Genomic DNA, 26441 nt, shown 5'->3' with positions numbered 1-26441 from the left:
TGCGCGGACGGCCGGCTCCGCAACCGCGCTCTACAACCTGGATTATAATCTTATCATATTTTAAATTCACCGCGGCTCGCCGCAGGATTGCATTGCTTCGCCGCGATCTGCGACATAGTGACCAGATCCGTAAAAGACAGGAACCTTTTGTACGATAATCGACGGTTGTCGGGCTGGACCGCGTCGCACCGTCGCGTGCACGCGCAGCCGCGCGTCGCGATCCTGCATCATGCGCGCGGCCGGGCTCGGCGGCTTCCACCGCTCGCCCCGGCCGGGCCGCTCAATCCGGCAGCGCGAACACCACCAGCGCATCGCCGGTGCCGAAGCCGGAGCCCTTGGTGAAGGAAGCACCCCCGGCCGCCACCGCGACGTATTGCTTGCCGTCGAGCGCATAGGTGATCGGCGGCCCACCGATCCCGGCCCCGCACTGGAACCGCCAGAGGATCGCGCCGGTCTCGGCGTCGTGGGCATCGAGGTGGCCATCCTCCTCACCAGAAAAAACGAGGCCGGAGGCGGTGGCCAGCGTCCCACCGGAGAGGCGGCTGCCGCCCTTCACGGTCCACTTGATCGCCCCGCCCCGGGCGAGATCTACAGCCGTGAGGGTACTGAAGCTCGGCTCCCCCTTCGCCTCGGTGGTCTCGGTGTAGCGGATCGCCGGGCGGTCGCCGGCGGCGGGCACGGTCCTGACCACGTAGGTGGTCGCTCCGTGGCGGACCTGCGCGAAGGCGGTGCCGCCGCGGGGGTCGTAGGCCACCGGATGCCAGGAGATCGCCCCGAGCGGACCCGGGCTCACCACGGTGCCGGCCTCGGTCGGTGGGGCGTAGAGGTTCTTCTGTGCGATCAGCGGCTCGGACCGCGCCAGGAGCTTTCCGGTGCTGCGGTCGTGGACGTAGAGCCAGCCGGTCTTCGAGCCCTGCGCCACCGCCTTGACCGGCCCCTCCGGCGTCGGCTGATCGAGGAGGAAGGGCGGACTCGCCACGTCGTAGCCCCACTCGTCGTGGGGCACCTGCTGGTAGTACCAGCGCAATTGCCCGGTGCGGACGTCGAGGGCGACGAGACTCATGGTGTAGAGGTTGTCGCCCGGCCGCGAGAGGCCGAAGTTCTGCGGCGCCGGATTGCCGGTGCCGACATAGATCAGCCCGAAATCCCGGTCGTAGGCCGGGGTCATCCAGAGCGAGCCGCCGCCCACCCGCCAGGCCTCCGGATGGGCCGGGGCGGCGGCCTTCTCGGCGGCGATGTCCCGGTGCAGGGGCACGCCGTCCGGCGTCGTCGCGGAGAAGGCGCCCTCCCAGCCGTCGGCCTTCGTGACGTACCAGCGCCAGCGCTCGGCGCCCGTGGCGGCATCGTAGGCGGCGAGCCAGCCGCGGCGGCCATAGCCGCCCTCGATGCCCACCACCGCGCCGCCGTCGAGGCCGCCCTTGGCGTCCTCCACGTGCAGGCCGTAGCCCGCGCCGGCCACGCCGACGATGACGAGGCCGTCGGCCACCAGGGGCGGCATCTTGAAGCCGAGGCGGCTCGAGCCCTGGACCGTGCCGGCCCCGAGCGTGTCCGCCAGGGCCGAGGCGGTCTCGGACTCGCCCTCCTCCGGGCGCACGGCCTCATGGTCCCACAGGACCTTGCCGGTGGCGGCGTCGAGGGCGATCACCCGCCCGTCCATGGTGGCCTCGAAGACCTTGCCGCCGGAGACCGCGACGCCGCGGTTCGAGGGCGGCCCGAAGATCTTCTCGGTGCGCGCCTTGTGGGTGTAGGTCCACAGCACCCGCCCGCTGCGGGCATCGAGGGCGGCGACGTGGTTCTGGGTGGTCGAGACGTAGAGCGTCCCGTCCACCACCACGGGCTCGGCCTGGAAGTAGCCGGTGATGCCGGTCTGGAAGATCCAGGCCGGGCGCAGGGCCTTCACGTTGCCCCGGTCGATCGTGGTGAGCGGCGAGAAGTGCTGGTTGGTGTGGTCGCGCCCGAACATCGGCCAGTCGTCGGCCGCCCGGGCCGCGCCGGGCAGGCTCGCGATCAGGAACGCGGCCAGGCCGCGGCGGAACGTGTTCGACATGGGCATTCCTCACCTGGGTCGCCCCGTGACCGGGCGATCCGCAGCAGATCTTCGGACGGGAACGCGCCGGCTCAGCCCGTTGTGCCCGGGCGCGTCGCCCCGGCGAGCTGGGCGGGGGTGTCGGCCGCCCCCATGGATTCCGCCAGGGACGCGGCGGTCTGGCCGGAGGCGTCCCGGAAATCCGGGTCGGCACCGTGGGCGAGCAGCAGGTCGACGATCTCGGTGCGGTTGAACATCGCTGCCGTCATCAGCGCCGTGCGGCTGCCCGTTCCGGTGCCGTCCACCCGGGCACCGTGGGCGAGGAGCAGGCCGACGATGGCGACGTCCCCCTTGAAGGCGGCGCCGGCGAGCGGCGTCTGGCCCCGGTCGTTGGCGAGTTCGGGGTCGCCGCCATGCTCCAGGATCACCCGCGTCGCCTCGGCCTGCCCGTTATAGGCGGCGAGCATCAGCAGGCTGTCGCCCTTGTCGTTGCGCAGGTTGGCCGGCAGGCCCTGCCCGAACAGCTCCGCGAGGTCCTCCGCATGGCCCAGGCGGGCGTATTGGAAGACCCGGGCCGCGAAGGCCAGGGTCTCGGCGTCGAGTTCGGGTTTCGGGGGGCTCTCGGAGTCCATCGGTGCGTCCGGTCTCGGGATGCGGCAGTGATCCCGCCCGGAACCTAGCTCCGTTCGGCCCGGTGTCGAGGAACCGAGACGCGAATCTCGATCGTGCCGTCGTTCAGAACCCATGCCGGTCGAGGGTCTCGCGCAGGACCGCGATCGGGATCGCGTAGTCCGACTGCATGCCGAGGTCCGGCGCCACGCTGTCGCCGTGGATCGAGACGTAGCTGCCGCCCACGAGGCCGGCGAGGTCGAGGAAGAAGTCGTCGAGCATGTCCTGGTTGGTCAGCATCAGGCAGCGCACGCCCGGCTCGGAGAAGGCGAGGTTGCTGAGGGCGGCCCCCATTCCGCCGATCACGAAGCGTGCGGCGGCGAAGATCTGGACCTGGCGCACGAAGGACTCTTCCTCCGGGTGCACGGTGCAATAGCCGCGCTCCGCCAGCACGGCGACGACCTCCGCCTCGTTGACGAGCCGCCGGCGGGTGTTGCGGTTGCGGCTGACGTAGATCCGCTCCGGCAGGGGCTCCGGAGGCGGTCCGATCCGGTCTCGGAGCTCCCGTGCGGCATCGATGACGAGGGGCGACTTGGTGATCGGCTGCAGGGTGATCGGGGTGGGATAGACGAGCTCCTCGAAGAGGACCTCGCGCTGGGTCATCCAGACGATCCTGTCCGCGCCGATGCCGAGGGCCTCGAGGGACTCTCGGTACAGCGCCGCCATCGACGGAATGGCCTGGACGGTGACCTTCGCGCCGTCGAGAAGGCCGGCTCGGGCGGCCACGTGCAGGCGTGGCAGGCATTCGATGATCCAGTGCCCGTAATTCTCCGCCCAGAGCTGCCAGAGATGCACCGTGCGGCCGGCGATCCGGCGCGGGCGCGGGAGCGTGTGGTGCACCGTGCCCGTGCCGTCGGGCGCCAGCGCCAGCGCGCCGAGATAGCCGGCGCGGTCACGATTGATCAGGCTCTCCTCGACCAGGGCGTCGCCCACCTGGACCAGGGCGGAGCCGAAGACGAGTGCGTCCGGGAAGCGGTAGACCCGCGCCTCGGGCGGCGTCGCCTCGGAACCGGAGAACTGCGCCGCGAACGCCGCAATCCGCGGCGGCGCACCGATCAGCTCGGCCGTCGCCCGGCGGTAGCGCGGCGCATCGACCGGAACGGCCGGAGGCGCCGGGATCTCGGCCGCGTGACGCAGGCGGATCGGCCGGGGCACCCCGTCCGGCTTGCCGACGATCCGGTAGCCGCCCCGGTGGAGAGGAGGCCCGCCGGCTGCGGCGAGCCGCCGGCGGAGGGCGCGTGCGATGCGACCGAAGGTGGACAGGCGTGCCCGCAGCCCCGTTGGCTCCCGGATCGCGTAGACGCCGCCGCGCGCGAGCGCCGGGTAGAGGAGGACGAAGGCGCGTGCCCGCGCGGCGTCGGCGCCGGTGCGCTGATCGATGATCAGGCTCGGCCCGTGCACAGCGGCGAGCGTCCGCAGCCAGCGGCGGTCGGCGAAGCGTCCGCAGGCCACCTCCATGCCCGCCGGAGCCATTGCCGAAAGGTCTGGATTCTCGGTGGCGAGACAGATCGGTGCCGCGATGAAGCGCCGGCCGAACGCCTCGAGTTCCGGATCGAGGTGGTCGCTCAGGACCAGGATCGCGCTTGGCCGAATCGCCATGGCGAGGACGGCCGGAACCGTGGCGAGGCGCGATAAATCGCCCCGTGCGGCGTCCCCCGCCCCGGCTGAGCGAAGTCGGGACCCGATCCGGCTCCGGCGCACCCTTTCCCAAGCGGCTGGTAGAAACCATACTTGCAGCATGCCGACTCCGAAGAAGCCACGCGCCGCCTCCGACCCAGCTCCTGACGCCGAGGTTCTGAACAGGAACGTCGCGAATTCCAAGGGTGCAGGGACCAAGACGTCCGGAACCAAGGCGTCCGCACCGCGGACGCCGAACTCGAAGGCGTCGAAGCCGGAACTCCAACCCCTCGACGAGCATTTGGCCGCGCTGCTCAGCCCAGCGCTGAACCGGAACCGCCTGCCGCCGGTCGAGCCGCCGGCCCCGCCGCGTCCGGGCCAGCCGAAGCCGGCGCGCGGACGCGCCAGGCCTCCCGCGGCCGCGACCCAGGCGCCGGCGGCTCCGGACAAGAACTCCGGCATGGGCTTCGGCGAGGCGGCGCAGGCGACCTACGCCCATGGCGAGGCGGCCGACGTCGACCCGCGTCTCGCCCAGGCCCTCGGCCTGCGTGCGCCGGAGGACGGTCCGGTCCCGGAGGGCGCGGACCCGGTCGGATTGGCGGAGGACGGCGACACGTCGCTCGCTACGGACGGCGTCTCCGCCACGGTGGACGCGCTCTCGCGCCTCCTCACCGAGGGCAATCCGCTGTTCCGGGACGGCAAGACCTGGGTGCCGCACCGGCCGGACCGGCCGAAGAAATCCGAGGGTGGCCTCGCCTTCACGCTGAAATCCGAGTTCGAGCCGGCAGGCGACCAGCCCCGCGCCATCGCCGAGCTGGTGGACGGCGTGCGCAAGGCCGAGCGCGACCAGGTGCTGCTGGGCGTCACCGGCTCCGGCAAGACCTTCACGATGGCCAAGATCATCGCCGAGACCCAGCGGCCGGCCCTGATCCTGGCGCCGAACAAGACCCTGGCGGCGCAGCTCTACGGGGAGTTCAAGAGCTTCTTCCCCGACAACGCGGTGGAGTACTTCGTCTCGTACTACGATTATTACCAGCCCGAGGCCTACGTGCCGCGCTCGGACACCTTCATCGAGAAGGAATCCTCGATCAACGAGCAGATCGACCGGATGCGCCACGCCGCGACCCGCGCCCTGCTGGAGCGCGACGACGTCATCATCGTCGCCTCGGTCTCGTGCATCTACGGCATCGGTTCCGTGGAGACCTACACGGCGATGTCGTTCACGGTGTCGCTGGAGGAGAAGATCGAGCAGCGCCAGCTGATCGCCGACCTCGTGGCGCTGCAGTACAAGCGCATCCAGTCGGACTTCGCCCGCGGCACCTTCCGGGTCCGCGGCGACGTGATCGAACTGTGGCCCGCCCACTTGGAGGACCGTGGCTGGCGCATCGGCCTGTTCGGCGACGAGATCGAGTCGATCACCGAGTTCGATCCGCTCACCGGCAAGAAGATCAATGACCTGAAGTTCGTGAAGGTCTACGCCAACTCGCACTACGTCACGCCGCGCCCGACCCTCCAGCAGGCGGTCAAGGGCATCAAGACCGAGCTGAAGCAGCGGGTCGACGAGCTGACCAAGATGGGCCGCCTGATCGAGGCGCAGCGCATCGAGCAGCGCTGCACCTTCGACATCGAGATGATCGAGGCCACCGGCGCCTGCAACGGCATCGAGAACTATTCGCGCTACCTGACGGGGCGAAAGCCCGGCGAGCCGCCGCCGACCCTGTTCGAGTACCTGCCCGACAACGCCATCGTCTTCACCGACGAGAGCCACGTCACGGTCCCGCAGATCGGCGGCATGTACAAGGGCGACTTCCGCCGCAAGGCGACCCTGGCCGAGTACGGCTTCCGTCTGCCCTCCTGCCTCGACAACCGCCCGCTGCGGTTCGAGGAATGGGATGCCATGCGCCCGCAATCGATCCACGTCTCGGCCACACCCGCCAAGTGGGAGATGGAGCAGACCGGCGGCGTCTTCGCCGAGCAGGTCATCCGCCCGACCGGCCTCGTCGACCCGGTGATCGAGGTGCGTCCGGCCCGCTCTCAGGTCGACGACCTCCTCGGCGAGGTGCGGGAGGTGGCCCAGGCCGGCTACCGCACCCTGGTGACGACGCTGACCAAGCGCATGGCCGAGGACCTGACCGAATACCTGCACGAGAACAGCGTCCGCGTGCGCTACATGCACTCGGACATCGACACCCTGGAGCGCATCGAGATCATCCGCGACCTGCGGCTCGGCGCCTTCGACGTGCTGATCGGCATCAACCTGCTGCGCGAGGGCCTCGACATCCCGGAATGCGCCCTCGTGGCCATCCTGGACGCCGACAAGGAGGGCTTCCTGCGCTCCGAGACCTCGCTGGTGCAGACCATCGGCCGCGCGGCCCGCAACGCGGATGCCCGCTGCATCCTCTACGCGGACCAGATCACCGGCTCGATGGAGCGGGCGATGGCCGAGACGGAGCGCCGCCGCCAGAAGCAGCTCGCCTACAACGAGGAGCACGGCATCACGCCGCAGAGCGTGAAGCGCGGCATCGCCGACATCCTCGACAGCGTCTACGAGCGCGACCACGTCCAAGTCGATACCGGGCTCGCCAAGAACGCCGTCACCATTGGCCACAACCTCAAGGCGGTCATGGCCGACCTGGAGAAGCGGATGCGCACGGCAGCCGCCGACCTCGACTTCGAGGAGGCCGCGCGCCTGCGCGACGAGCTCAAGCGCCTGCAGGCCACGGAGCTGCTGGTCTCGGACGATCCCATGGCCCGCCAGGGCGACGTCGAGCGCGAGGCCGGGCGCTTCGGCGCCAAGCAGAGCCGCATCTCGAAGCCGACCCTCGACAACATGGGGCCGGGCACCGACCGCGAATTGCCCGTGGGCGCTCCCGTCTGGCAGGAGCGGCCGAAGGCCCGCTCGACCCAGGGGCTCGGCGGCCAGAAGCCGAAATACAAGGGCGGAGGTGGGCGCAAGCGCGGCTGATCGCGGGGTGCGCCGGCTTTTTGCCCGCGGGGGGACCGGAACCCATCGGCGGTGGCGGGGCTTGGTCCGGCATCCGACGTCCCCTCGCTCCCGGAGACCGTCCCATGAGCCGCCCTGCATCTCCCGGCGCTTCGCGTCCGGCCTTCAGGCCCCGCGCCGGCGGCGCCGTCACCGCCCTGTTCCTGTCCGGCCTCGCCCTCTCGGGCGCCGTCGGCCTGCTGGTCGGGCCCGTGAGCCTGCGCCCGGCCACCGCGCAGTCGGTGGCCAACCCCAACGACCAGCCGACCCCCGGCACCCTGCCGGGCCGCGACAACGCGGCGGGCGCGGCCGAGCGGCCGACCGGTCAGGTCGCGCCGCCGAAGGCGATCTCCGCCACCACCGCCGTCACGGCCTCGGACGCCAAGCCCGGCGCGCGCACCAATCCGCTGGATCACCTCCCGGCGAAGGACCGGGCCGGCACAGGCGGGACCCGCCGCGACTAGGACACGGTTCCATCGTCAACACAGGGGAGAAGCGCAATGGGTCTGCTCGATCAAGTCATCGGCGGCGTGCTCGGTCAGGTGCTCGGCGGCGGCCGTGAGCCTGAGCGGGGCGAGGGCCGCGGTCACGGCGGCAGCGAGGGCGGGGGCGGCATGCTCGGCGGCGCGATGTCACCGATCGTGCAGGCGTTGCTGATGCTGCTGATGTCGAAGGGGGCCGGCGGCCTCGGCGACCTCCTCGGCGGCGGCCATCGCGGCGAGGCGCACGCGCCGCGCGGCGGCGACGACGGCGATATCGGCGGCTTCGGCCAGGACCGCGGTCCAGGCCCCGGCTACGGCCGCGACACGCGCGACGATGCCCCGCCCCTGCCCGGCCGCGAGGGCGACTTCAGCGACCTCTCCGGCATGCTCGACGGCCCGGGTGACAACGGCTCGGTTCCGGGCGACCGCAGCGCCGGTGCCGGACCCTACGCCCATCTCGACCACGAGGCGCCGGACGGACGCAGCGGCCTCGACGGGCTGATCGACCGCTTCCAGCGCGGCGGCCTCGGCGACGTCATGGAATCCTGGATCGGCCATGGCGAGAACCGGCCGGTGGCCCCCGATCGCCTCGCCGAAGCCCTCGGCCCGGAGACCGTGAACGCCCTGGAACAGCGCACCGGCCTGAACCGCAACGACCTGCTGTCGCAACTCGCCCAGGCCCTGCCCCAGGTGATCAACGGATTGACGCCGCAGGGTCGGCGGCCCACCGGCGAGGATGTGCGCGGCTGGTGACCGGCCCTCAGGCCGGGCCGAAGCGCATCCCGGGCTCGTAGAGCCGGAAGGTGTTGCGGCCCGCGTCCTTGGCCTGGAACAGGGCGAGGTCGGCGTTCCGGCACAGGAGGTCGGGATCCGTCCCGTCCTGCGGCGCCACGGCGACGCCGATGCTGACGCCCACCGTCACGGCGCCGCCCTCCAGCTCGATCGGCTGCGACACCACCTCGATCAGGCGCTGCGCCAGGGTGCGGATGCTGCCGGCCACCAGCGGACCGGTCTGGATGATCATGAACTCGTCGCCGCCGATCCGCGCCACCGTATCCTCGGCCCGGACAAGTCCGCGCAGGCGGCCGGCCACTGCGCAGAGCAGCGCGTCGCCGGCCTGGTGTCCGAGGGTGTCGTTGACGAACTTGAAGCGGTCGAGATCGAGGCAGAGCACCGCGAAATTGGCGCCGCGGCGGTGGCTCATGCCGAGTTCCTGGACTAGGCGCTCGCGGAACAGGGTCCGGTTCGCCAGATCGGTCAGGGCGTCGTGGCGCGCCATGTGGGCGATCTGGAACTCCGCTTCCTTGCGCGCACTGATGTCGCGCGCCGCCGCCACGTAGCCGGTCGCGTGCCCGCCCCCGGAATCGTAGGTGAGATTGAAGTTGACCTCCACCCAGATCCAGTTGCCGTCCTTGCGGCGGTAGCGCTGGGTCGACACCGCCCGGGTGATGCGTCCGGCGCATAGGTCGTCCAGCAGCCGGCCATAGGCCTCGGCATCGGCCGGATGGACCTGATCCAGGGGCTTCGTGCCGATCAGCTCCTCCGCCTCGTAGCCGAGTAGGGTGCGGGAGGCGGGCGAGACGTAGCGGCGTACGGTGTCGAGCGTCGCCCAGATCACCATGTCGGAGCTGTTCTCCGCGAGCAGGCGGTAATGCGCTTCGCGCTCCCGCAGCTTTGCCTTGGCCCGGTGCAGGCTCAGCTGGGCAGCGACGACGGAGGCCAGGTCCTGCAGCCGGGTGCGGTCCTCGGGCGCGAACCGGCGCGGCACGTAATCGAGAACGCAGAGGATGCCGACCCGCAGGCCGGCCTCGGTCACCAGGGGCGCCCCGGCATAGAAGCGCACGTGCGGCGAATCCACCACGAGAGGACTGTCTCGGAAGCGCGGGTCGGCGCGGGCGTCCTCCACCACGAACACGGCGTCCGACAGGATGGCGTAGTTGCAGAAGGCACCCTCGCGCGCCGTCTCGTCGAGATCGAGCCCGCACTTGGCCATGAAGCGCTGGTGATCCGCAGCGACCAGGGAGACGTAGGAGATCGGCATGCCGAACAGGGCCGCCGCCGTCCGGCAGATGGCCTCGAAATGCGGCTCCGGTTCGGAGTCCAGGATATCGAGATCCCGCAGGGCCTTGAGACGATCGGCTTCGTTGCGCGCGGTGGGGTACATGGGTGCCCTGGATTCCAGCGGACCGGCCGGCATCTCCGAACCGGCCCCGCATCCCCTCGGAGGCGGAACTGGCCGAGTTGTCGCGGCCGAATGCTTTCATCTTGTGGTTGGACGAACAGTCTTCCGAAGATCCGGCCGCCCGTTCGTCGAACATCACCCTGGCAGCTAATTATCAAATGAGCTTTAACGTCTCAGGTCCGCCAAATTGCCGAACGCGCGGCGGCGCCATCACAGTCCACTGCTATTTTGCGGGGCGGGTCTGACAGGTCGCGCAGAAGAATGTCGACCGGCCCGACTGGACGATCCTCTCGATCACACCAGTACATCCTTTGGCGCTGCAAGCATGTCCGACCCGGTCATAGACCCGAAAGGCATGCTGGAAGGCGCCGCTGCCGCCGTCCGTATGGGCATAATCGCGCAGGGTCGAGCCGCCGGCCGCCACGGCCTCGGTCAGGACCTCGCCGATCACCCGGGCCAGGCGCCGGGCCTTTGGGGTCGGCGTCCCGTCGGCCTTGGCGAGGAGGCCGGCCCGCATCTCGGGATGGAGGCCCGCCCGGTGCAGGGCCTCGCAGACGTAGATGTTGCCGAGGCCGGCGATGAGGCGCTGGTCGAGGAGGGCGGCCTTCAACGGCGTGATCCGGTTGCGGAACAGGCGCGCGACGGTCTCCGGCGTCAGGGCCTCGCTCAGGGGCTCGATGCCCATGCCGGCGAAGTGGCGGCTCGCGCCGAGTGCCGGAGTGGCGACGAGATCCATGAAGCCGAAACGCCGGACGTCGTTGTAGGTCACGGTCGACCCGTTCGACATCGCCATCACCACGTGGTCGTGCTTGGCGTTGCCCTGCGCGCCTTCGAGATAGAAGTCACCCGGCGACAGGTTGCGTCCGTCCGGCAGGGCCACGTCGAAGCGCCCGCTCATGCCGAGATGCATGATCAGCGACTCCCCGGAATCGAGGCCGGCCACGAGGTACTTCGCCCGCCGGGCGAGATCCGTCACGGTGCGGCCCTCGAGGCGCTCGGCGAACCGGTCGGGAAACGGGAAGCGCAGGTTCGGCCGCCGCAGGAGGACCCGGCTGAAGCGCGCACCCACCAGGGCGGGGGCGAGGCCCTGACGTACGGTCTCGACTTCGGGAAGTTCCGGCATGGCGTCCTTTACCGCTCGCGGAGGCGTTTCTTACCCAGATGGGCATGGCCGGGGCCGCCAGCCATGGGGGAGCCGGCGCTCGCCGAAGCCACTTGGTCGCCTCATTTTCGCGTTGTACAATCACAGGTAATAAAAATTCAGGAGATCACACGCAGGGTGGTACGGCCGATCGCGCATCGCGTCTTGCTGCGACGGCCATGCGTCAGGAGTACCACCGTGATCTTGTCCACGCGTCCCGGGGTGACGGCCCTGACCCTGCTGCGGCAATCCTCCGCACAGACCTCGCTCGGCGCGCCGAATCTCGGCCGCGACAGCCGCCTGCCACCTTCTGGGGGCATCGGCGCGGAGCCCACCGCCGCCGAGGCCAGCGCCGCCCTCTTCGGGGTGAACCGGCCCAATCCCGCCAAGGAGATGATCGCGCTCCTGAACCGCGTCGGGCAGGTTCTCGGCATCGAACGCGATGCCTACGCCACGCAATCGAGCTTCATGTCCGCGGTCGAGGACGCCTTCCGGGAGATGAAGGCCCATCCGGACGACCCGGCCAGGATCGACGGCATCGCCAGGCGCCTGCATCTCGATGCCGACACCGTCGGGGTGCTGAAGCAGGAAAAGACGGCCGCGATGCTCGTCGGGCTCATCGAGAAGGCCCTTGGCCTCGATCGCCTCGGCTTGTCCCTGGCCGAGGTGATCACGGCGGGCAAGGACCCCGACTCGGGCGCGGCGCGCGCGATGCCCGCGGTCCTGTTCCGGCAGATGCTGGAGGCCCGGGACCGGATCACCTCGGACGATCCGGGCCTGTACCATCCGGGCAGTGCGATCCGCCGGGCAGCCGCGTAGTCCGGGAGAACCCGACCTGCGCGATCGAGCCTGATGGCACTCTCGGCACGGCTTCGCTATGGAGACGGCCATGGAGACGCCCATGGCCACCGACGAGACCACCGATTTCGGCTTCGAGAGCGTCGCGCTCGACGAGAAGCAGGGCCGCGTCGACGACGTCTTCCGTTCCGTCGCCAAGCGCTACGACCTGATGAACGACCTGATGTCGGGCGGGCTCCACCGCGCCTGGAAGTCGCACCTCATCTCGATGCTGCGGCCACCGCGCAACCGTCCCTTCCACCATCTCGACGTGGCCGGCGGCACCGCCGACATCGCCTTCCGCGCCCTGGAGGCCGGCGGCCCCGCGACGCACACCACGGTGCTCGACATCAACGAGGCGATGCTGCGGGTCGGCGCCGAGCGGGCGGGCGACCGCTTCACAGGGCGTATCGACTTCGTCACGGCCAATGCCGAGGCGCTGCCGCTGCCGGCGGAGCGGTTCGACGCCTACACCATCGCCTTCGGCATCCGGAACGTGCCCCGGATCGACCGGGCGCTCGCCGAGGCGCACCGGGTGCTGAAGCCCGGCGGCCGGTTCCTCTGCCTGGAATTCTCGAAGGTCGACCTGCCGGTGCTCGACCGGATCTACGACGCCTACTCGTTCCACGTGATCCCGCGCCTCGGCGCCCAGGTCGCCGGCGACGCGGATTCCTACCGCTACCTCGTGGAATCGATCCGCAAGTTCCCCTCCCCCGGGCGCTTCGCCGGCATGATCGAGGCGGCCGGGTTCCGCCACGTCAGCCACTGGCCGCTGACGGGCGGCATCGTGGCGATCCATTCGGGCTGGAAGGTCTCGTGACGGCGGTGTCGGCACCGCCCCTCCGCACCATGCCCGGGACGGTCTGATGCTCGGCGGCTTCGTCCATCTCTTCCGCGGCGCCCATGTCGGCTACGTGCTCGCCCGCGAGGGCGCGCTGGCCCTGGTCGATTCCGCCGAGCTGCCGCCGCACCTGCGCGTGGTCCTGCGGCTCGGCCGCATGCTGGAGCGCTCGGGCCTCGGGGCCGGCGCCGGTCCGTTGCAGCGGGCCCTGACCCGCCTCGGGCCGAGCTACGTCAAGTTCGGCCAGTTCCTCGCGACCCGGCCCGACATCGTCGGCATGCAGGCGGCGCGCGATCTCGAGACCCTGCAGGACCGCGTCCCGCCGTTCCCACAGGAGACCGCGATCCGGCTGGTCGAGGCGGCGCTCGGCAAGCCGGTGGCGCATCTCTTCGTCTCGTTCAGCCCGCCGATCGCGGCGGCCTCGATCGCGCAGGTCCACAAGGCCCATGTCCTCGACGCCGACGGCGCCGAGCGGGTGCTGGCGATCAAGATCATGCGCCCGGGCGTGCGCGAGCGCTTCCAGCGCGACCTCCAGGTCATGCGCTTCATGGCCCGCGTGGTGCACGTGCTGTCGCCCAAGGCCGAGCGCCTGCGCCCCCGCGAGGTGGTGGAAATCCTCGCCCGCTCGGTGATGATGGAGATGGACTTCCGGCTCGAGGCCGCCGCGATGTCCGAGCTCGCCCAGAACACGAGGGACGACGCGGATTTCCGCGTGCCCAAGCCCGACTGGGAGCTGACCGCCCGCGACGTGCTGGCCAGCGAGTGGATCGAGGGCATCCGCCTCAACGACCGGGCCGCCATCGAGGCGGCCGGGCACGATGCGAAGGCCCTCGGCCGGGCGGTGATCCAGTCCTTCCTGCGCCACGCCATCCGGGACGGCTTCTTCCACGCCGACATGCATCCCGGGAACCTGTTCATCGACCCGACCGGTACCCTGGTGGCCGTCGATTTCGGCATCATGGGCCGGCTCGGGCACATGGAGCGGCGCTTCCTCGCCGAGATCCTGCTCGGCTTCATCCTGCGCGACTACAAGCGCGTGGCCCAGGTGCATTTCGAGGCGGGCTACGTGCCGGCGCACCATTCGGTCGAGGATTTCGCCCAGGCGATCCGGGCGATCGGCGAGCCGATCCATCAGCGCAAGGCCGACGAGATCTCGATGGCCAAGGTGCTGACCCTGCTGTTCGACATCACCGCCCTGTTCGACATGAGCACCCGCACCGAACTGGTGATGCTGCAGAAGACCATGGTGGTGGTCGAGGGCGTCGCCCGCTCCCTCGATCCGCAACTCGACATGTGGACCGGGGCCGAGCCGGTGGTGCGCTCCTGGATCGCCCGCAACCTCGGTCCTGTGGGCCGGGTCGAGAGCCTCGGCCGCGCCGCCCTCACCATCACCGACGTGGTCTCGGACATCCCCGACCTCGCCCAGCGCCTGCGCCGCATCCTGGTGCGCCTCGACGAGGCGGGCTCGGGCGACGGCAACCGCCTCGACGCCTTCGCCCGGTCCGAGCGCCGGCACGCGATCTGGTCGACCGTGGCCCTGTGGGGCATCGCCATCGGTGCGCTGGTGATAGCGTTCCGCTAGCCCGCGGCGAGGCCGGACTTTCCCGACATCTGGCGAATCCCGAGGGATGTGCGATCATCGCATCCACCGCGGCTGGATGGATGCAACGACATGACCGAATTGCTGCGCGAAGCCTTTGCGCTCCTGGGGCAAATGCCTCCGGCTGCGCAGGACGACATCGCCCGGGCCCTCATCGGCCTGGCCCATGAGACCGATCCGCTGGAGATCGAGCCGGAGCACCGCGACGCCGTGCTGGAAGGACTGGCTCAGGCCGAGCGTGGCGACTTCGCGCAGGCGCCCCCGGACGCGATCGTCGCCGCAGCCTTCGCCCGTGCCGCGCGGTGAGGCTGCGCCTCACGCTTCGCGCGGAGGCTGACATCGACGCGATCGCCACCTACCTGCGGGATCGAAACCCCGGGGGCGCGCGCAGGGTCGAAGCGGCTTTCCAGTCGTCCCTCAGGCTGATTGGAGCCTTTCCGCACATCGGGGAAATGCGCCGGCAGGGTGTCCGGCGATTTCCCGTGCCGGCGTATCCCTACCTGATCTTTTACGGTGTCGATGCGGCGGCCGATTGGATCAACATCCTCACGATTCGCCACGCCGCGAGGCAAGAAGAGGCCTGACGGACCTGACGTGGCGACCAACGTCGTCCGCGATTGACGTCGACCCGCTTCCGTCCCATCGGTCGAGCCCATGACCCGCCCGCTCCAGAATCGCCGCGTCCTCCTCGTCATCGGCGGCGGCATCGCCGCGTACAAGGCGCTGGACCTGATCCGGCGTCTGCGCGAGCGCGGCGCGCAGGTGCGCCCGCTCCTGACCAAGGGCGCCCAGGAATTCGTGACGCCCCTGGCGGCGGCGGCGCTGGCTGGCGAGCGTGCCCATACCGACCTGTTCGACCGGGCCGAGGAGGCCGATATCGGCCACATCAAGCTGGCGCGGGATGCCGACGCCATCGTGGTCGCGCCCGCGACAGCCAGCCTGATGGCCCGCATGGCCACGGGCGACTCGTCCGACCTCGCAGCCACGGTGCTGCTGGCCACCACCATGCCGATCCTGATCGCGCCGGCGATGAACGTGCGGATGTGGCAGCACCCCGCTACGCAGCGCAATCTCGCGACCCTGCGCGGCGACGGCGTCCGGGTCGTCGGCCCCAACGAAGGGGCCATGGCCGAGGCGGAGTTCGGCCCCGGCCGCCTCGCCGAGCCGGCCGAGATCGCCGACGCGGTCGAGGCGATGCTGGCCGAGACCCGTCCGGCTTCGGGCTTCGGATTCCTGGCGGGGCGCGGTGCGACCGCCGAGGCGGCGTCCGGCCCGCTGGCCGGCCGGCGCGTGCTCGTCACCTCGGGCCCGACCCACGAGCCGATCGACCCGGTGCGCTACCTCGCCAACCGGTCCTCCGGGCGCCAGGGCCACGCCATCGCCGCCGCCGCCGCCGCGGCCGGGGCGACCGTGACCCTGGTCTCCGGCCCGGTGGCCATCCCCGATCCACCCGGCGTGCGGGTCGTGGCGGTGGAGACCGCCCGCGAGATGCTGGCGGCGGTGGAGGCCGCCCTCCCGGCCGACCTCGCGGTCTTCGCCGCGGCGGTGGGCGACTGGCGCCCGGCCGAGACCCGCGACACCAAGATCAAGAAGGACGGCGCCGCACCGACGCCCCTCGCCCTGGTCGAGAACCCCGACATCCTCGCCACCATCGCGGGGCGGCCTGCCGGACGCCCGCGCCTCGTGGTCGGCTTCGCGGCCGAGACCGACACGGTCTTGGACAATGCCCGTGCCAAGATCGCCCGCAAGTGCTGCGACCTCATCGTCGCCAACGACGTCTCGCCCGCCGGCGGGGTGATGGGGGGCAGCGCCAACACCGTCCATCTCGTGGGCCGCGACGGCACCGTCGAGACCTGGCCGACCCTCGACAAGGACGAGGTCGGACGCCGCCTGATCCGGCACTTCGCCGCCCTGCTCGACGCCTGATCCACAGGCGTCCGGAAAAGCCGGCGGAGCCGATCCCGCGCTCGCGCGTTAAGGCTTGACTAACGTCTCCCGCCGCATCATTTCGGCGTCGTTCGCACGTGCAGCACAGATGGCTGTCCGCGCGGCTCCACAGGAACTCCCGACCCTAATGCCCAGCGACAGTAGTCGATGGACCGCGCCGCCGATGGCCCTCCGCGAGACCCGCGCCTGATCGCTTGATCGGGCTCGCCCGCGACCGGCCCCCGATGGCCCGGTCGAACGAGGTGAGCCGATGACCTTCTCAAATGCCCTTCCACGCCTGCGCGGCGCCGTAGCGCCCGTGCGGATCCTGAGTTTCCGTCGGGCGGACGGCTCGAAGCTGGTGCGCGTCAAGGCGCGCCGCCCGAAAACCCGCAGGGCGGGCTCGGGCGATGCCAACGTCGCCCTGATCATGGCCGTGATGATGACCCTGGTCTTCGGGCCGGTGATCGGCGTGCACCTGATCGCCGCCTACGCTCCCAGCGCCCCGGCCTCCGATGTGGCGGCCCGCACCACCGAAACGCCGCTGCCGCCGGGCTGAGCGCCCGACCCCTCCCGCTCGACGGTGGGGATCGGGTCCGCGCCTCAGCCCCGCGCCGCCTCCAGTTCCGCCGTCAGGTCCGCCTCGGCCGCCATGATCTTGCGCACCGCCGGTCGCCCTTCGACGCGGGCGAGATAGGCCAGGATCGCGGGCTCCTCCGGGACGAGCTTGAAGCGGGTGGTCCAGCCGAGGGCGGCGCCCCAGAGCACGTCGGCGGCCGAATGCCGCTCGCCGAGGAGGTAGGGACCCGGCGTCAGCGCATCCACCACCGTCTTCAGCATCGCATCGAAATCGCCGTAGGGCGACATTGCCCTCGGACCGGGCTCGCGCTGAAGCGCCCGGTCGACCACCGCCGGCTCGAAGCTCGACCCGTAGAACACCATCCAGCGCAGATACGGCCCGCGCAGCGGATCGCCGATCGGCGGGGCGAGGCCGCGCTCGGGAAACAGGTCGGCGAGGTAGAGGTAGATCGCCGCCTGCTCGGTGATCAGGGCCTCGCCGTGGCGCAGGGCCGGAACCTTCCCCAGGGGATTGACCCGAAGATAGGCGGAGTCCCGCCCCTGTCCCGAGCCGAGGTCGAGCACCTCCAGCCTGTGCGGCGCGCCGAGCTCTTCGAGCAGGATGCGCACCCCGGAGGAGCGCGTCCGGGGTGCGTGGTAGAGGGTGAGGTCGGTGTCCAAGGTCGGCTCCCGGCGAATCGGTCCGCGCAGGCTTTCCGCAGGGACCCTCGCCGTCAATCGCGCCGGGCCGCCACGGCCTCCGCCAGCAGGCACAGGATCTCGAAGGCGAGGGTCGCTCCGGCCAGGGCCGTCAGCCCGGAAGGGTCGAGGGGCGGGGCGACCTCGACCACATCGGCGCCGACGAGGTCGAGACCGCGCAGGCCGCGCACGATCTGCAGGGCCTCGCGGGAGGTGAAGCCGCCCATCTCGGGCGTGCCGGTGCCGGGGGCGTAGGCGGGATCGAGGGCGTCGATGTCGAAGCTGAGGTAGGTCGGCGCGTCGCCGACGACGGCGCGGGCCTCGGCGAGGACCGATGCCAGGCCGCGCTCGATCACCGCCTCCATGGGCACGATGCGGATGCCCCGGCCCAGGGCCCAGTCCAGCTCGTCCGCCGAATCGACGCTGCCGCGCAGGCCGATCTGCACCATCCGCCGCGGGTCGAGGACGCCGTCCTCGATGGCGCGGCGGAACGGGGTGCCGTGGGTGAGGCGGGTGCCGTCGTACTGCCCGTCATCGGTGTCGCTGTGGGCGTCGACGTGGATCAGGCCGAGGGGCCGCGTCCGCCCGAGGGCGCGCAGCACCGGATAGGTGACGAAGTGGTCGCCCCCCACCGAGAGCGGCACGATGCCGGCCTCGGCCAGGGGCCGGTGGAAGGCCTCGATCGCCCGGGCGGTGACCGCCACGTCGATGGGATTGACCGGCACGTCGCCGAGATCGGCGCAGGCGGCGAGGTCGTAGGGGGCGATGCCCGTGGCGGCGTTGCGGGCACGGGTGCCGGTGGAGGCCTCGCGCACGCCGCGCGGACCGAGGCGGGCGCCGGGTCGATTGGTGGTCGCGCCGTCGAAGGGAATGCCGACGAGACCGATATCGATTCGACCCGGCGCCTCCGCGGGATCGACGAGGGGCAGGCGCATGAAGCTCGCGAGGCCCGAGAAGCGCGGCGTCGCCATGCCCGAGAGGGGCCGGTGCCGTGCGATCCGTGCCTGGTCCGCGTCGCTCAGCATCGGATATCCTCGTGACTCGGGGTGGCGATGGGGCGGCAGCGGCTTTCCCCGCCGGGCCGACGACGGCACGATGACGTTCCGTTGACGGATCGGCAACGCGTGGCTATAGAGCCCACATCGCCGACGGGCGCGCACACCGCGATCGTCGGCTTCGCCATTGCCCGAACAACCTGCACGCGATCCACCGACACTTCAGCCCGCGGGCTCGTCGCGATCGCCTCAAACGTGACGAGGATGCCCCATGGCCAACACCGTGTCGGCCAAGAAAATGACCCGCAAGATTGCGAAGCGCACCGCGGTCAACCGCTCGCGTCGCAGCCGTATGCGCACCTTCGTCCGCAAGGTCGAGGAGGCCATCGCCGCCGGTGATCAGTCGAACGCGCTGACCGCCCTCCGCGCCGCCGAGCCCGAGATCATGCGGGCCGCCCAGCACGGCATCGTGCACAAGAACAACGCCTCCCGGAAGGTCTCGCGCCTCGCCGCGCGGGTGAAGGCGCTCGCCGCCTAAGCCACTCTTCCCCATGAGACGCGAAAAAGCCCGGCAGCGATGCCGGGCTTTTTTCGTTTCGGCCTCCCGGCCGGGGTCGCGGGCGATGGGGCATCTGGGCTTTCGGGCATGCGCTGCCCGGCCGGCCCGCGGGTCGTCTTCGGGCGAAAGGCCGCGCAACTGCGAATGGACTCCCGAATGAGGACAGTTTCGGTGATAAGGCGTTAACGCTAATCGAAATCTGTTTTGTTGCGACCTGTCGGGGCCGAGTGTAGCTTAACGATGTGTCACGATGAACCAGCAAATTCCACCTTACTGGGAGTCCAGGGCGAATCGTCCACAAGGTGGGACCGCCGACTGGACTCTGGCGACGAACCCCAGGCCGGAATTGCTGCAATTTTTGCTATCCCCGTAAGTCCCGTTGTTAGGAGAACCGTAGCTTATTGTTGATAGGCTTGCTTCATCGACAAAAGCCACTCCAGAGCCTGTTGACTCTGGCCCGGCAATATGGGTCTCGCGAATACCTCGCGGGGCGCGACGTCAGTCAAGTGTGCGTACGTACCGGTGGCGGCCCTCCGCTCTCGGCACGAGGAGAGCGATGATGCATGTCGACGGAAGCGTGTCCGGCAATGCCGAGATGGGCATGAGCGGCGTGAGCGGTCCCGATACGGTGGCCGCCTGGGCTCGGGTGAAGCGCCGCCTGCGGGCGGAGCTGGGCGAGGATGTCTTTGCGAGCTGGTTCGCCCGGCTCGAACTGGTGGAGGTCCTGGACGGAACCGCCCGCCTCACGGTGCCGACCCGATTTCTCAAGAGCTGGATCGAATCCCACTATCTCGACCGGGTGCTGACCACCTTCCGCAGCGAGGTCGAGACCGTCTCGCGCCTCGACGTCTCGGTGCGCGGCCCCTCCGCCGCCGCCCGCCCCGTCCCGAGCACGCCGAAGACGGCGAGCAGCCCCGCGAGCCCGCTGGCCCGCCTGCAATCCGTCAACGCCGCGCTGCCGTCGCACGGCGACGCGACCGGCGCTTCCGAGAACGAGTCGGCGCCCGCCCATCGCGGCGACGCCGGCGGCGACCTCAACGGGGCGCCCCTCGACAACCGGCTGACCTTCGCGAGCTTCGTCGTCGGCCGCTCGAACGCCCTGGCCCATGCCGCCGCCGAGCGTGTCGCCCGCCACGACGGACAGGGTGCGCTCTACAACCCGCTCTATTTCCATGCCGGCGTCGGCCTGGGGAAGACCCACCTCCTGCACGGTATCGGCCACGCCGCCCGGGAATCCGGCCGCCGGGTGATCTACCTCACCGCCGACCGCTTCATGTACGGCTTCGTGAACGCCCTGAAGACCCAGAACGCCCTCGCCTTCAAGGAGCGCCTGCGGGCGATCGATCTGCTCATCCTGGACGACGTGCAATTCATTCAGGGCAAGTCGATCCAGGCCGAGTTCGGCCACACCATCAACGCCCTGATCGATGCAGGCCGCCAGGTCGTCGTCGCTTCGGACCGGCCGCCCACCGAGCTCGAGGCATTGGAGGAGCGCGTGCGCTCGCGCCTCGCCGGCGGCCTCGTGGTCGAGATCGGCAGCCTTGATGAGCAGCTGCGCACCTCGATCCTGTCGGCGCGCCTGGCCGCCGTGCAGGTCTCGCATCCGAACTTCGAGGTCTCACCCACGGTGGCGACCTACGTTGCCCGGGCGATCACGGCCAACGGCCGCGACCTCGAGGGCGCCGTGAACCGGCTCCTGGCCCACGCCACGCTCACGGGCACCGCCGTGACCATGGAGACCGCCGAGACCGCCATTCGCGACCTCGTGAAGAACCGCGAGCCCAAGCGCATCAAGATCGAGGACATCCAGAAGCTGGTGGCCTCGCGCTACAACGTCTCGCGCTCCGACATCCTGTCCGAGCGGCGCACCGCCGCCGTGGTCAAGCCGCGCCAGATCGCGATGTACCTGTCGAAGGTACTCACCCTGCGCTCGCTGCCCGAGATCGGCCGCCGCTTCGGCGGGCGCGACCACACCACGGTGCTGCACGCCGTGCGCAAGATCGACAAGCTGATCGGCGAGGACAACGTGCTGAACGACGAGGTCGAGCTCCTGAAGCGCATGCTGCAGGATTGAGGCCCGCCGGGGCGTCGCGGGTCGCCGCGACGCTCCGAATCATCCGCGGGATAGCCGGCCTCTCGCACTTGCGTTCGCCGGGAGGCTTCGCCAAGTTCAGCGGCCACGGTGCCAGGGCGCACGCGGGACCGGAGCGCGTCGATCGCGCGCCTCCCGGCGACGCCCGACGAGAGACTACGAGTTCAGACCATGAGAGTCACTGTCGAGCGTGCGGCCCTCCTTCGGTCGCTCGGCCACGTGCACCGCGTGGTGGAGCGGCGCAACACGATCCCGATCCTCTCCAACGTGCTCCTGCGCTGCCACGCGGACGGCCTCGAACTGAAGGCCACCGACCTCGACATCGAGGTCACGGAGACGATTCCCGCCGACGTGGTGGATGCCGGCGCGACCACGGTGCCCGCGCACGTGATCTACGACATCGTCCGCAAGCTGCCGGACGGCGCCCAGGTCTCCCTGGAGACCAGCGGCGAGACCGGCCAGATGACGATCCGCTCCGGCCGCTCGCGCTTCTCCCTCGGCGCCCTGCCCGAGGGCGATTTCCCCGATCTCGCCGCCGGCGAGCTGCCGACCCGCTTCGTCATCGCCGCGGCGGACCTGAAGCGCCTGATCGAGAAGACGCAGTTCGCGATCTCCACCGAGGAGACGCGTTACTACCTCAACGGCATCTACCTCCACACCATGGAGGTCGAGGGCACCCTACGCATGCGCGGCGTCGCCACCGACGGCCACCGCCTGGCCCGGGTCGAGATCGAGGCGCCCGAGGGCAGCCGCGACATGCCGGGCATCATCGTGCCCCGCAAGGCGGTCGCCGAGATCATCAAGCTGGTCGAGGATGGCGGCGAGAGCGTCGAGATCGACCTGTCGCCGGCCAAGATCCGCTTCAAGTTCGCCAGCGGCGTGGTGCTGATCTCGAAGCTGATCGACGGTACGTTCCCGGACTACCAGCGGGTCATCCCCTCCGGAAACGACAAGTTCCTCACCGTCGAACGCGACGTCTTCGCCAAGGCGGTCGACCGCGTCTCGACCATCTCGTCGGAGCGCGGGCGCGCGGTGAAGCTCGCCGTGCAGGAGGGCCGCCTCGCCCTGTCGGTGAACAACCCGGATTCGGGCAGCGCCACCGAGGAGCTCGACGTCGATTACGACGCGCCGGCGCTCGATATCGGCTTCAACGCCCGCTACCTCCTCGACATCACGAGCCAGCTCGAGGGCGACACCGCCCTGTTCAAGCTCGCCGATCCGGGTTCGCCGACCCTGATCCAGGACCGTGAGGGCGCGGCGGCGCTCTACGTGCTGATGCCGATGCGGGTGTGACCGGCGCGTCCTGCTGTCGTGGTGCGAGACAGGCCCGGGCCGATCGGCTATGGCCTGGGGCGTGCGCCTCACCCGTCTGATCTGCCGCGATTTCCGGAACCACGCCGAACTCGACCTCGCGGTCGGCCGCCGCTTCGTCGCCCTGGTGGGCGAGAACGGGGCCGGCAAGACCAACCTCCTCGAAGCGATCTCGCTGTTCTCGCCCGGGCGCGGCCTGCGCCGGGCGGATCTCGCGGCGATGCCGCGCCTCGGCGGCCCCGGGGGCTTCGCCGTCTCGATGAATCTCGTCGGCGACGAGACGGAGCACCGGATCGGGACCGGCTACGAGCCACCCGGCTTCGACGGGCGCGCCGCCCGCCTGTGCCGCATCGACGGCGCCACCGCGCCCTCCCCCGTGGCCTTCTCGGAATTCCTGCGGGTGGTCTGGCTGACCCCGGATCTCGACGGTCTGTTCCGGGGGCCCGCCGGCGACCGGCGCCGCTTCCTCGACCGGCTCGTGCTGGCAGTGGATGCGACGCACGGCGCCCGCGTCAACGCCATGGAGCGGGCGCTGCGCTCGCGCAACCGGCTCCTGGACGAGCGCCCGAACGACGGCCAGTGGCTCGACGCCATCGAGCGCGAGGTCGCCGAACTCGGGGTGGCCGTGGCTTTGGCCCGGCGCGAGACCGCCGAACGCCTGGACCGCCTCATCGCCGAGGGCCGCGACGATTCCCAGCCCTTCCCCTGGGCCGGCCTGCGCCTGGAGGGCGACCTCGACGACCTTGTGGCGGTCTGGCCCGCGATCGAGGCCGAGGACCGGTTCCGCCTGGCGCTGCGCCAGGGCCGCAGCCGCGACCGGGCCGCGGGCCGCACCCTCAGCGGGCCGCAGACCAGCGACCTCGTGGTCCGTCACGGCCCGAAGGACGTGCCCGCCGCCACCGCTTCGACCGGCGAGCAGAAGGCCCTTCTGATCGGTCTGGTGCTCGCCCATGCCCGCTTGGTCCAGGCCATGAGCGGCCTCGCCCCGGTGATCCTCCTCGACGAGGTCGCGGCTCATCTCGATCCGCGCCGGCGGGCCGGGCTGTTCGACGCCCTCGACGCCCTCCAGGGCCAGGTCTGGATGACGGGGGCCGATCCGGCGCTGTTCGGCGAGCTGGACGGGCGAGCCGATATGGTCAAGGTCGTGGATGGGCGGATCGCTTCGAGCTGAACGCCTGGCGCGCCCGCCAGGTCAGGGCAGGGCCGACGCGATGTCGGTCTGCGAAAAATCGTTGCCGACGAAGAGGAGCGGGACACCCTGCGTCCGCGCGCAGGCATAGGAGAAGCAATCTCCGAGATTGAGTTGGGCCGGGTGGCCCTGTCCCTTGCCGTAACGGGCATAGGCCGCGATCGCCTCGCGCGTTTCGGGCTTGCCCATCGGGATCAAGGCGATGCTGGCTTCCCGTAGGAAAGCCTCGACGACGTCCTCTGCGACGGAGATCGGGACCCTGTCGATCCGGTGCAGGGCGAGTACGGTTTCGAGGACGGACAGGCCGCAGGTCGTGAGGTCCTGCGCCGTCTCCAGCCGGGTGATCAGGCGCTGGTGGCCTGCCTCGCGCTTGAGGATCGCCACGATGGCGGACGCGTCGAGGACCATCAGCTGTCCTCGTAAAGGCTGTCGTAGAAGGCCTTGTCGGCGAGGCCGCCCCCCGCATCCGGGTCCGTTCGTGGCGCGGCACTCAGTGCGTCCTGGATGGGACGAAGGCGCTCCGCGAGCGAGGGCCGGCGCTCCAGGCGCTCGATCTCGTGGGCCAAGGCCCGGCGCACCGCCTCGGTCTTGCTGACCTTGGCCAGGGCCGCCACCTTCTCGGCGAGGCGGTTGACCTCCTCGCTTCGGATGTTCAGAGGCATTATGCCGATCCCCGCCACCGACTCTTCGCCTGTGTAGACGCGTCGAGCGTATTGCCTACACACCGGCGCCGCAAGCGGCCCCGCCCGCTCACCATCAGGCCAGGATGCCCATGACAAGCCGCCTCGACGAGGCTCGCGCCGCGTTGAAGACCACCTTCGGCTACGACGATTTCCGGCCGGGCCAGGACGAGGTGATCGGTGCCGTCCTCGACGGCACGGACGTCTTCGCCGTGATGCCCACCGGCTCCGGCAAGTCGATGACCTACCAGCTCCCGGCGCTGGTGGAATCCTCGCTGACGGTGGTGGTCTCGCCGCTCATCGCCCTGATGCACGACCAGGTGCAGCAGATGCTCGGCTTCGGCGTCGCCGCCGCGACCCTGAACTCGTCGGTGGCCGAAGCGACCTCGCGCGAGACCTGGCGCCAGATCCGCTCCGGCGACCTGCGCCTGCTCTTCGTCTCGCCCGAGCGCCTGATGATGGAGGGCCTGATGGACGCCCTGCGGGGCGCGGGTGTCCGGCGGCTCGCCGTGGACGAGGCGCATTGCGTCTCGCAATGGGGGCACGACTTCCGGCCCGAATACCGGGACCTCGCCCGGGCCCGCGAGGCGCTCGGCAACGTCCAGACCGTGGCCCTCACCGCCACTGCCGACAAGGCCACCCGGGCCGACATCACCGAGCGGCTGTTTCCGGCCGGGCGCGAACTGAAGGCCTTCGTCCATTCCTTCGACCGGCCGAACATCCGCCTGACCTTCGCGCCGAAGGACAACCCGACCCGCCAGATCGAGCGCTTCCTGCGCCATCGCCGCGCCGAGAGCGGGATCATCTACTGCTCGTCGCGCAAGCGCACCGAGCAGCTGGCCGAGACCCTGGCCAAGGACGGCTTCAACGCCCTGCCCTACCATGCCGGCCTCGACCAGGGCACGCGCATGAGGAACCAGGACACCTTCCTGCAGGAGGACGGCGTGGTGATGACCGCCACCGTCGCCTTCGGCATGGGCATCAACAAGCCCGACGTGCGCTTCGTCTGCCACGCCGACATGCCCTCCAACGTCGAGGGCTACTACCAGGAGATCGGCCGCGCCGGCCGCGACGGCCTGCCCGCCGACACGCTCACCATCTACGGCCTCGACGACATGGCCCTGCGCCGCCGCCAGATCGACGAGAAGGAGGTGCCGGACGAGCGCCGCCGCGTGGAGCGGCGCAAGCTCGAGGCGATGATCGCCCTCTGCGAGGGCGCCACCTGCCGGCGTCAGTCCCTGCTCGGCTATTTCGGCGAGGCGAGCGAGCCCTGTGGCCGCTGCGACCTCTGCCGCTCCGGCGTCTCCCTCGTCGACGCCACGGTGCCGGCCCAGAAGCTGCTCTCGGCGATCGTGCGCACCGGCCAGCGCTTCGGCGCCGCCTATGTCTGCGACGTGGTCCACGGCAAGGAATCGGACACGATCCGGCGCAACGGCCACACGGCGCTGAAGACCTTCGGGGTCGGCGCCGACAAGCCCATCGCCGCCTGGCGGGCGATGCTGCGCCAGCTCTTCGCCGCGGGCGCCGTGACCGAGAACGGCGACGGCTTCGGCGGCCTCTCGCTCACCGACAAGGGCGAGGCCATCCTGTTCGGCCGCGAGGCCATCCAGATGCGGCCCGACCCCGAGCCCAAGGCGGCCGAGCCGCGCGACCGCAGGCGCGGGGCGTCCCGCGAGGAGGCGAGCCTCGACCTCGATCCGGCCACCGAAGCCCTGTTCCAGCACCTGCGCGGCCTGCGCGCCACCATCGCCCGGACCGAGGGCATCGCCGCCTTCATGGTGTTCCCGGACCGGACGCTGATCGAGATGGCGCGCACCAAGCCCGTCGACCTCTATGCCCTGCGCACCGTGCACGGGGTCGGCGAGCGCAAGCGCGAGGCCTATGGCGAGCGCTTCGTCGCGGCGGTGGCGGATTTCCTGTCGCACGAGCCCGCCGGCCGGTAGGGCGCGCGCGCGGCGTCCGCCGCCCTGATGCGCTTTCGCACTCGTCTATCCGGACGGGCATCGTGTAGGGACGGGCGCGGCCAGGGGCCGCCAACACAGAATCGAACGGAT

The 26441-nt window shown here is 70.5% G+C and carries 24 protein-coding genes; 15 read left to right on the top strand and 9 right to left on the bottom strand.

Going from position 1 to position 26441, the window contains the following annotated elements:
- Positions 1–280 precede the first annotated feature (280 nt).
- The 3 genes from ACXJY8_RS01925 to ACXJY8_RS01915 all read right to left on the bottom strand — a co-directional run bounded on the left by ACXJY8_RS01925 (position 281) and on the right by ACXJY8_RS01915 (position 4294).
- A complete protein-coding gene (locus ACXJY8_RS01925; RefSeq protein WP_463775676.1) occupies positions 281–2053 on the bottom strand; it encodes a pyrroloquinoline quinone-dependent dehydrogenase in 1773 nt (590 codons plus the stop codon).
- Between the two features lie 65 nt (positions 2054–2118).
- Positions 2119–2658 (bottom strand): ankyrin repeat domain-containing protein, encoded by a 540-nt coding sequence (locus ACXJY8_RS01920; protein ID WP_463775671.1) that lies wholly within the window; start codon positions 2656–2658, stop codon positions 2119–2121.
- Positions 2659–2761: 103 nt separating this feature from the next.
- Entirely contained in the window at positions 2762–4294 is a 1533-nt protein-coding gene (locus ACXJY8_RS01915) for a glycosyltransferase family 61 protein (RefSeq protein ID WP_463775667.1), read from the bottom strand.
- Positions 4295–4433: 139 nt separating this feature from the next.
- Between ACXJY8_RS01915 and uvrB the strand changes: the two genes are divergently transcribed.
- The 3 genes from uvrB to ACXJY8_RS01900 all read left to right on the top strand — a co-directional run bounded on the left by uvrB (position 4434) and on the right by ACXJY8_RS01900 (position 8530).
- Positions 4434–7277: an excinuclease ABC subunit UvrB gene (gene uvrB / locus ACXJY8_RS01910; protein WP_463775664.1), complete on the top strand. Its 2844-nt coding sequence runs from the start codon at positions 4434–4436 to the stop codon at positions 7275–7277.
- 104 nt (positions 7278–7381) lie between these two features.
- Positions 7382–7759 (top strand): hypothetical protein, encoded by a 378-nt coding sequence (locus tag ACXJY8_RS01905; RefSeq protein WP_463775661.1) that lies wholly within the window; start codon positions 7382–7384, stop codon positions 7757–7759.
- A gap of 36 nt (positions 7760–7795) precedes the next feature.
- Complete coding sequence (locus ACXJY8_RS01900) at positions 7796–8530, top strand: YidB family protein (protein ID WP_463775657.1); 735 nt, start codon at positions 7796–7798, stop codon at positions 8528–8530.
- A gap of 7 nt (positions 8531–8537) precedes the next feature.
- Here ACXJY8_RS01900 and ACXJY8_RS01895 read toward each other — a convergent pair whose 3' ends face one another.
- Both ACXJY8_RS01895 and mutM read right to left on the bottom strand, forming a co-directional pair.
- On the bottom strand, positions 8538–9941 hold the full coding sequence (locus ACXJY8_RS01895; protein WP_463775648.1) for a diguanylate cyclase domain-containing protein: 1404 nt from the start codon (positions 9939–9941) through the stop codon (positions 8538–8540).
- A 241-nt stretch (positions 9942–10182) separates the two neighbouring features.
- Positions 10183–11082, bottom strand: coding sequence for a bifunctional DNA-formamidopyrimidine glycosylase/DNA-(apurinic or apyrimidinic site) lyase (mutM, locus tag ACXJY8_RS01890; protein ID WP_463775645.1), 900 nt, complete (start codon positions 11080–11082; stop codon positions 10183–10185).
- A gap of 216 nt (positions 11083–11298) precedes the next feature.
- On the opposite strand from mutM, the gene ACXJY8_RS01885 reads away from it, so the two are divergent.
- The 7 genes from ACXJY8_RS01885 (at position 11299) to ACXJY8_RS01855 (ending at position 16863) form a co-directional block, all read left to right on the top strand.
- The gene (locus tag ACXJY8_RS01885) at positions 11299–11919 is read left to right on the top strand and encodes a hypothetical protein (protein ID WP_463775642.1); all 621 of its coding nucleotides are present in this window, start codon (positions 11299–11301) and stop codon (positions 11917–11919) included.
- A gap of 82 nt (positions 11920–12001) precedes the next feature.
- Positions 12002–12757 carry a bifunctional demethylmenaquinone methyltransferase/2-methoxy-6-polyprenyl-1,4-benzoquinol methylase UbiE gene (ubiE, locus tag ACXJY8_RS01880; RefSeq protein WP_463780288.1) on the top strand — a complete coding sequence of 252 codons (756 nt, stop codon included), beginning with the start codon at positions 12002–12004 and terminating at the stop codon, positions 12755–12757.
- Positions 12758–12803: 46 nt separating this feature from the next.
- Entirely contained in the window at positions 12804–14360 is a 1557-nt protein-coding gene (gene ubiB / locus ACXJY8_RS01875; RefSeq protein WP_463775638.1) for a 2-polyprenylphenol 6-hydroxylase, read from the top strand.
- Positions 14361–14450: 90 nt separating this feature from the next.
- On the top strand, positions 14451–14684 hold the full coding sequence (locus tag ACXJY8_RS01870) for an acetyltransferase (RefSeq protein WP_463775636.1): 234 nt from the start codon (positions 14451–14453) through the stop codon (positions 14682–14684).
- Positions 14681–14962 carry a type II toxin-antitoxin system RelE/ParE family toxin gene (locus ACXJY8_RS01865; RefSeq protein WP_463775633.1) on the top strand — a complete coding sequence of 94 codons (282 nt, stop codon included), beginning with the start codon at positions 14681–14683 and terminating at the stop codon, positions 14960–14962. Before ACXJY8_RS01870 ends, ACXJY8_RS01865 begins: the two co-directional genes overlap by 4 nt.
- 70 nt (positions 14963–15032) lie before the next feature.
- The gene (coaBC, locus tag ACXJY8_RS01860; protein ID WP_463775631.1) at positions 15033–16304 is read left to right on the top strand and encodes a bifunctional phosphopantothenoylcysteine decarboxylase/phosphopantothenate--cysteine ligase CoaBC; all 1272 of its coding nucleotides are present in this window, start codon (positions 15033–15035) and stop codon (positions 16302–16304) included.
- Between the two features lie 271 nt (positions 16305–16575).
- The gene (locus tag ACXJY8_RS01855; protein ID WP_463775628.1) at positions 16576–16863 is read left to right on the top strand and encodes a hypothetical protein; all 288 of its coding nucleotides are present in this window, start codon (positions 16576–16578) and stop codon (positions 16861–16863) included.
- A gap of 44 nt (positions 16864–16907) precedes the next feature.
- Here ACXJY8_RS01855 and ACXJY8_RS01850 read toward each other — a convergent pair whose 3' ends face one another.
- Positions 16908–17543: a glutathione S-transferase family protein gene (locus ACXJY8_RS01850; RefSeq protein ID WP_463775625.1), complete on the bottom strand. Its 636-nt coding sequence runs from the start codon at positions 17541–17543 to the stop codon at positions 16908–16910.
- Between the two features lie 53 nt (positions 17544–17596).
- Entirely contained in the window at positions 17597–18586 is a 990-nt protein-coding gene (gene speB / locus ACXJY8_RS01845; protein ID WP_463775621.1) for an agmatinase, read from the bottom strand.
- 241 nt (positions 18587–18827) lie between these two features.
- On the opposite strand from speB, the gene rpsT reads away from it, so the two are divergent.
- The 4 genes from rpsT (at position 18828) to recF (ending at position 23689) form a co-directional block, all read left to right on the top strand.
- On the top strand, positions 18828–19094 hold the full coding sequence (gene rpsT / locus ACXJY8_RS01840; RefSeq protein WP_055951936.1) for a 30S ribosomal protein S20: 267 nt from the start codon (positions 18828–18830) through the stop codon (positions 19092–19094).
- A 580-nt stretch (positions 19095–19674) separates the two neighbouring features.
- On the top strand, positions 19675–21189 hold the full coding sequence (dnaA, locus tag ACXJY8_RS01835) for a chromosomal replication initiator protein DnaA (protein ID WP_463780286.1): 1515 nt from the start codon (positions 19675–19677) through the stop codon (positions 21187–21189).
- A 189-nt stretch (positions 21190–21378) separates the two neighbouring features.
- The gene (gene dnaN / locus ACXJY8_RS01830; RefSeq protein ID WP_463775616.1) at positions 21379–22500 is read left to right on the top strand and encodes a DNA polymerase III subunit beta; all 1122 of its coding nucleotides are present in this window, start codon (positions 21379–21381) and stop codon (positions 22498–22500) included.
- Between the two features lie 49 nt (positions 22501–22549).
- Positions 22550–23689: a DNA replication/repair protein RecF gene (recF, locus tag ACXJY8_RS01825; RefSeq protein ID WP_463775612.1), complete on the top strand. Its 1140-nt coding sequence runs from the start codon at positions 22550–22552 to the stop codon at positions 23687–23689.
- Positions 23690–23710: 21 nt separating this feature from the next.
- On the opposite strand, the gene ACXJY8_RS01820 is transcribed toward recF, so the two are convergent.
- Complete coding sequence (locus tag ACXJY8_RS01820; RefSeq protein ID WP_463775610.1) at positions 23711–24115, bottom strand: type II toxin-antitoxin system VapC family toxin; 405 nt, start codon at positions 24113–24115, stop codon at positions 23711–23713.
- Positions 24115–24369, bottom strand: coding sequence for a type II toxin-antitoxin system VapB family antitoxin (locus tag ACXJY8_RS01815; RefSeq protein ID WP_463775606.1), 255 nt, complete (start codon positions 24367–24369; stop codon positions 24115–24117). The genes ACXJY8_RS01820 and ACXJY8_RS01815 overlap by 1 nt, the downstream gene beginning before the upstream one ends.
- A gap of 110 nt (positions 24370–24479) precedes the next feature.
- On the opposite strand from ACXJY8_RS01815, the gene recQ reads away from it, so the two are divergent.
- Positions 24480–26330 (top strand): DNA helicase RecQ, encoded by a 1851-nt coding sequence (gene recQ / locus ACXJY8_RS01810; protein WP_463775602.1) that lies wholly within the window; start codon positions 24480–24482, stop codon positions 26328–26330.
- Positions 26331–26441 lie beyond the last annotated feature (111 nt).

This window comes from Methylobacterium sp. TK31 (genome assembly GCF_055361545.1).
Note: the sequence above shows the minus strand (reverse complement) of the source record. Positions and strands in the feature narration are given on the sequence as shown.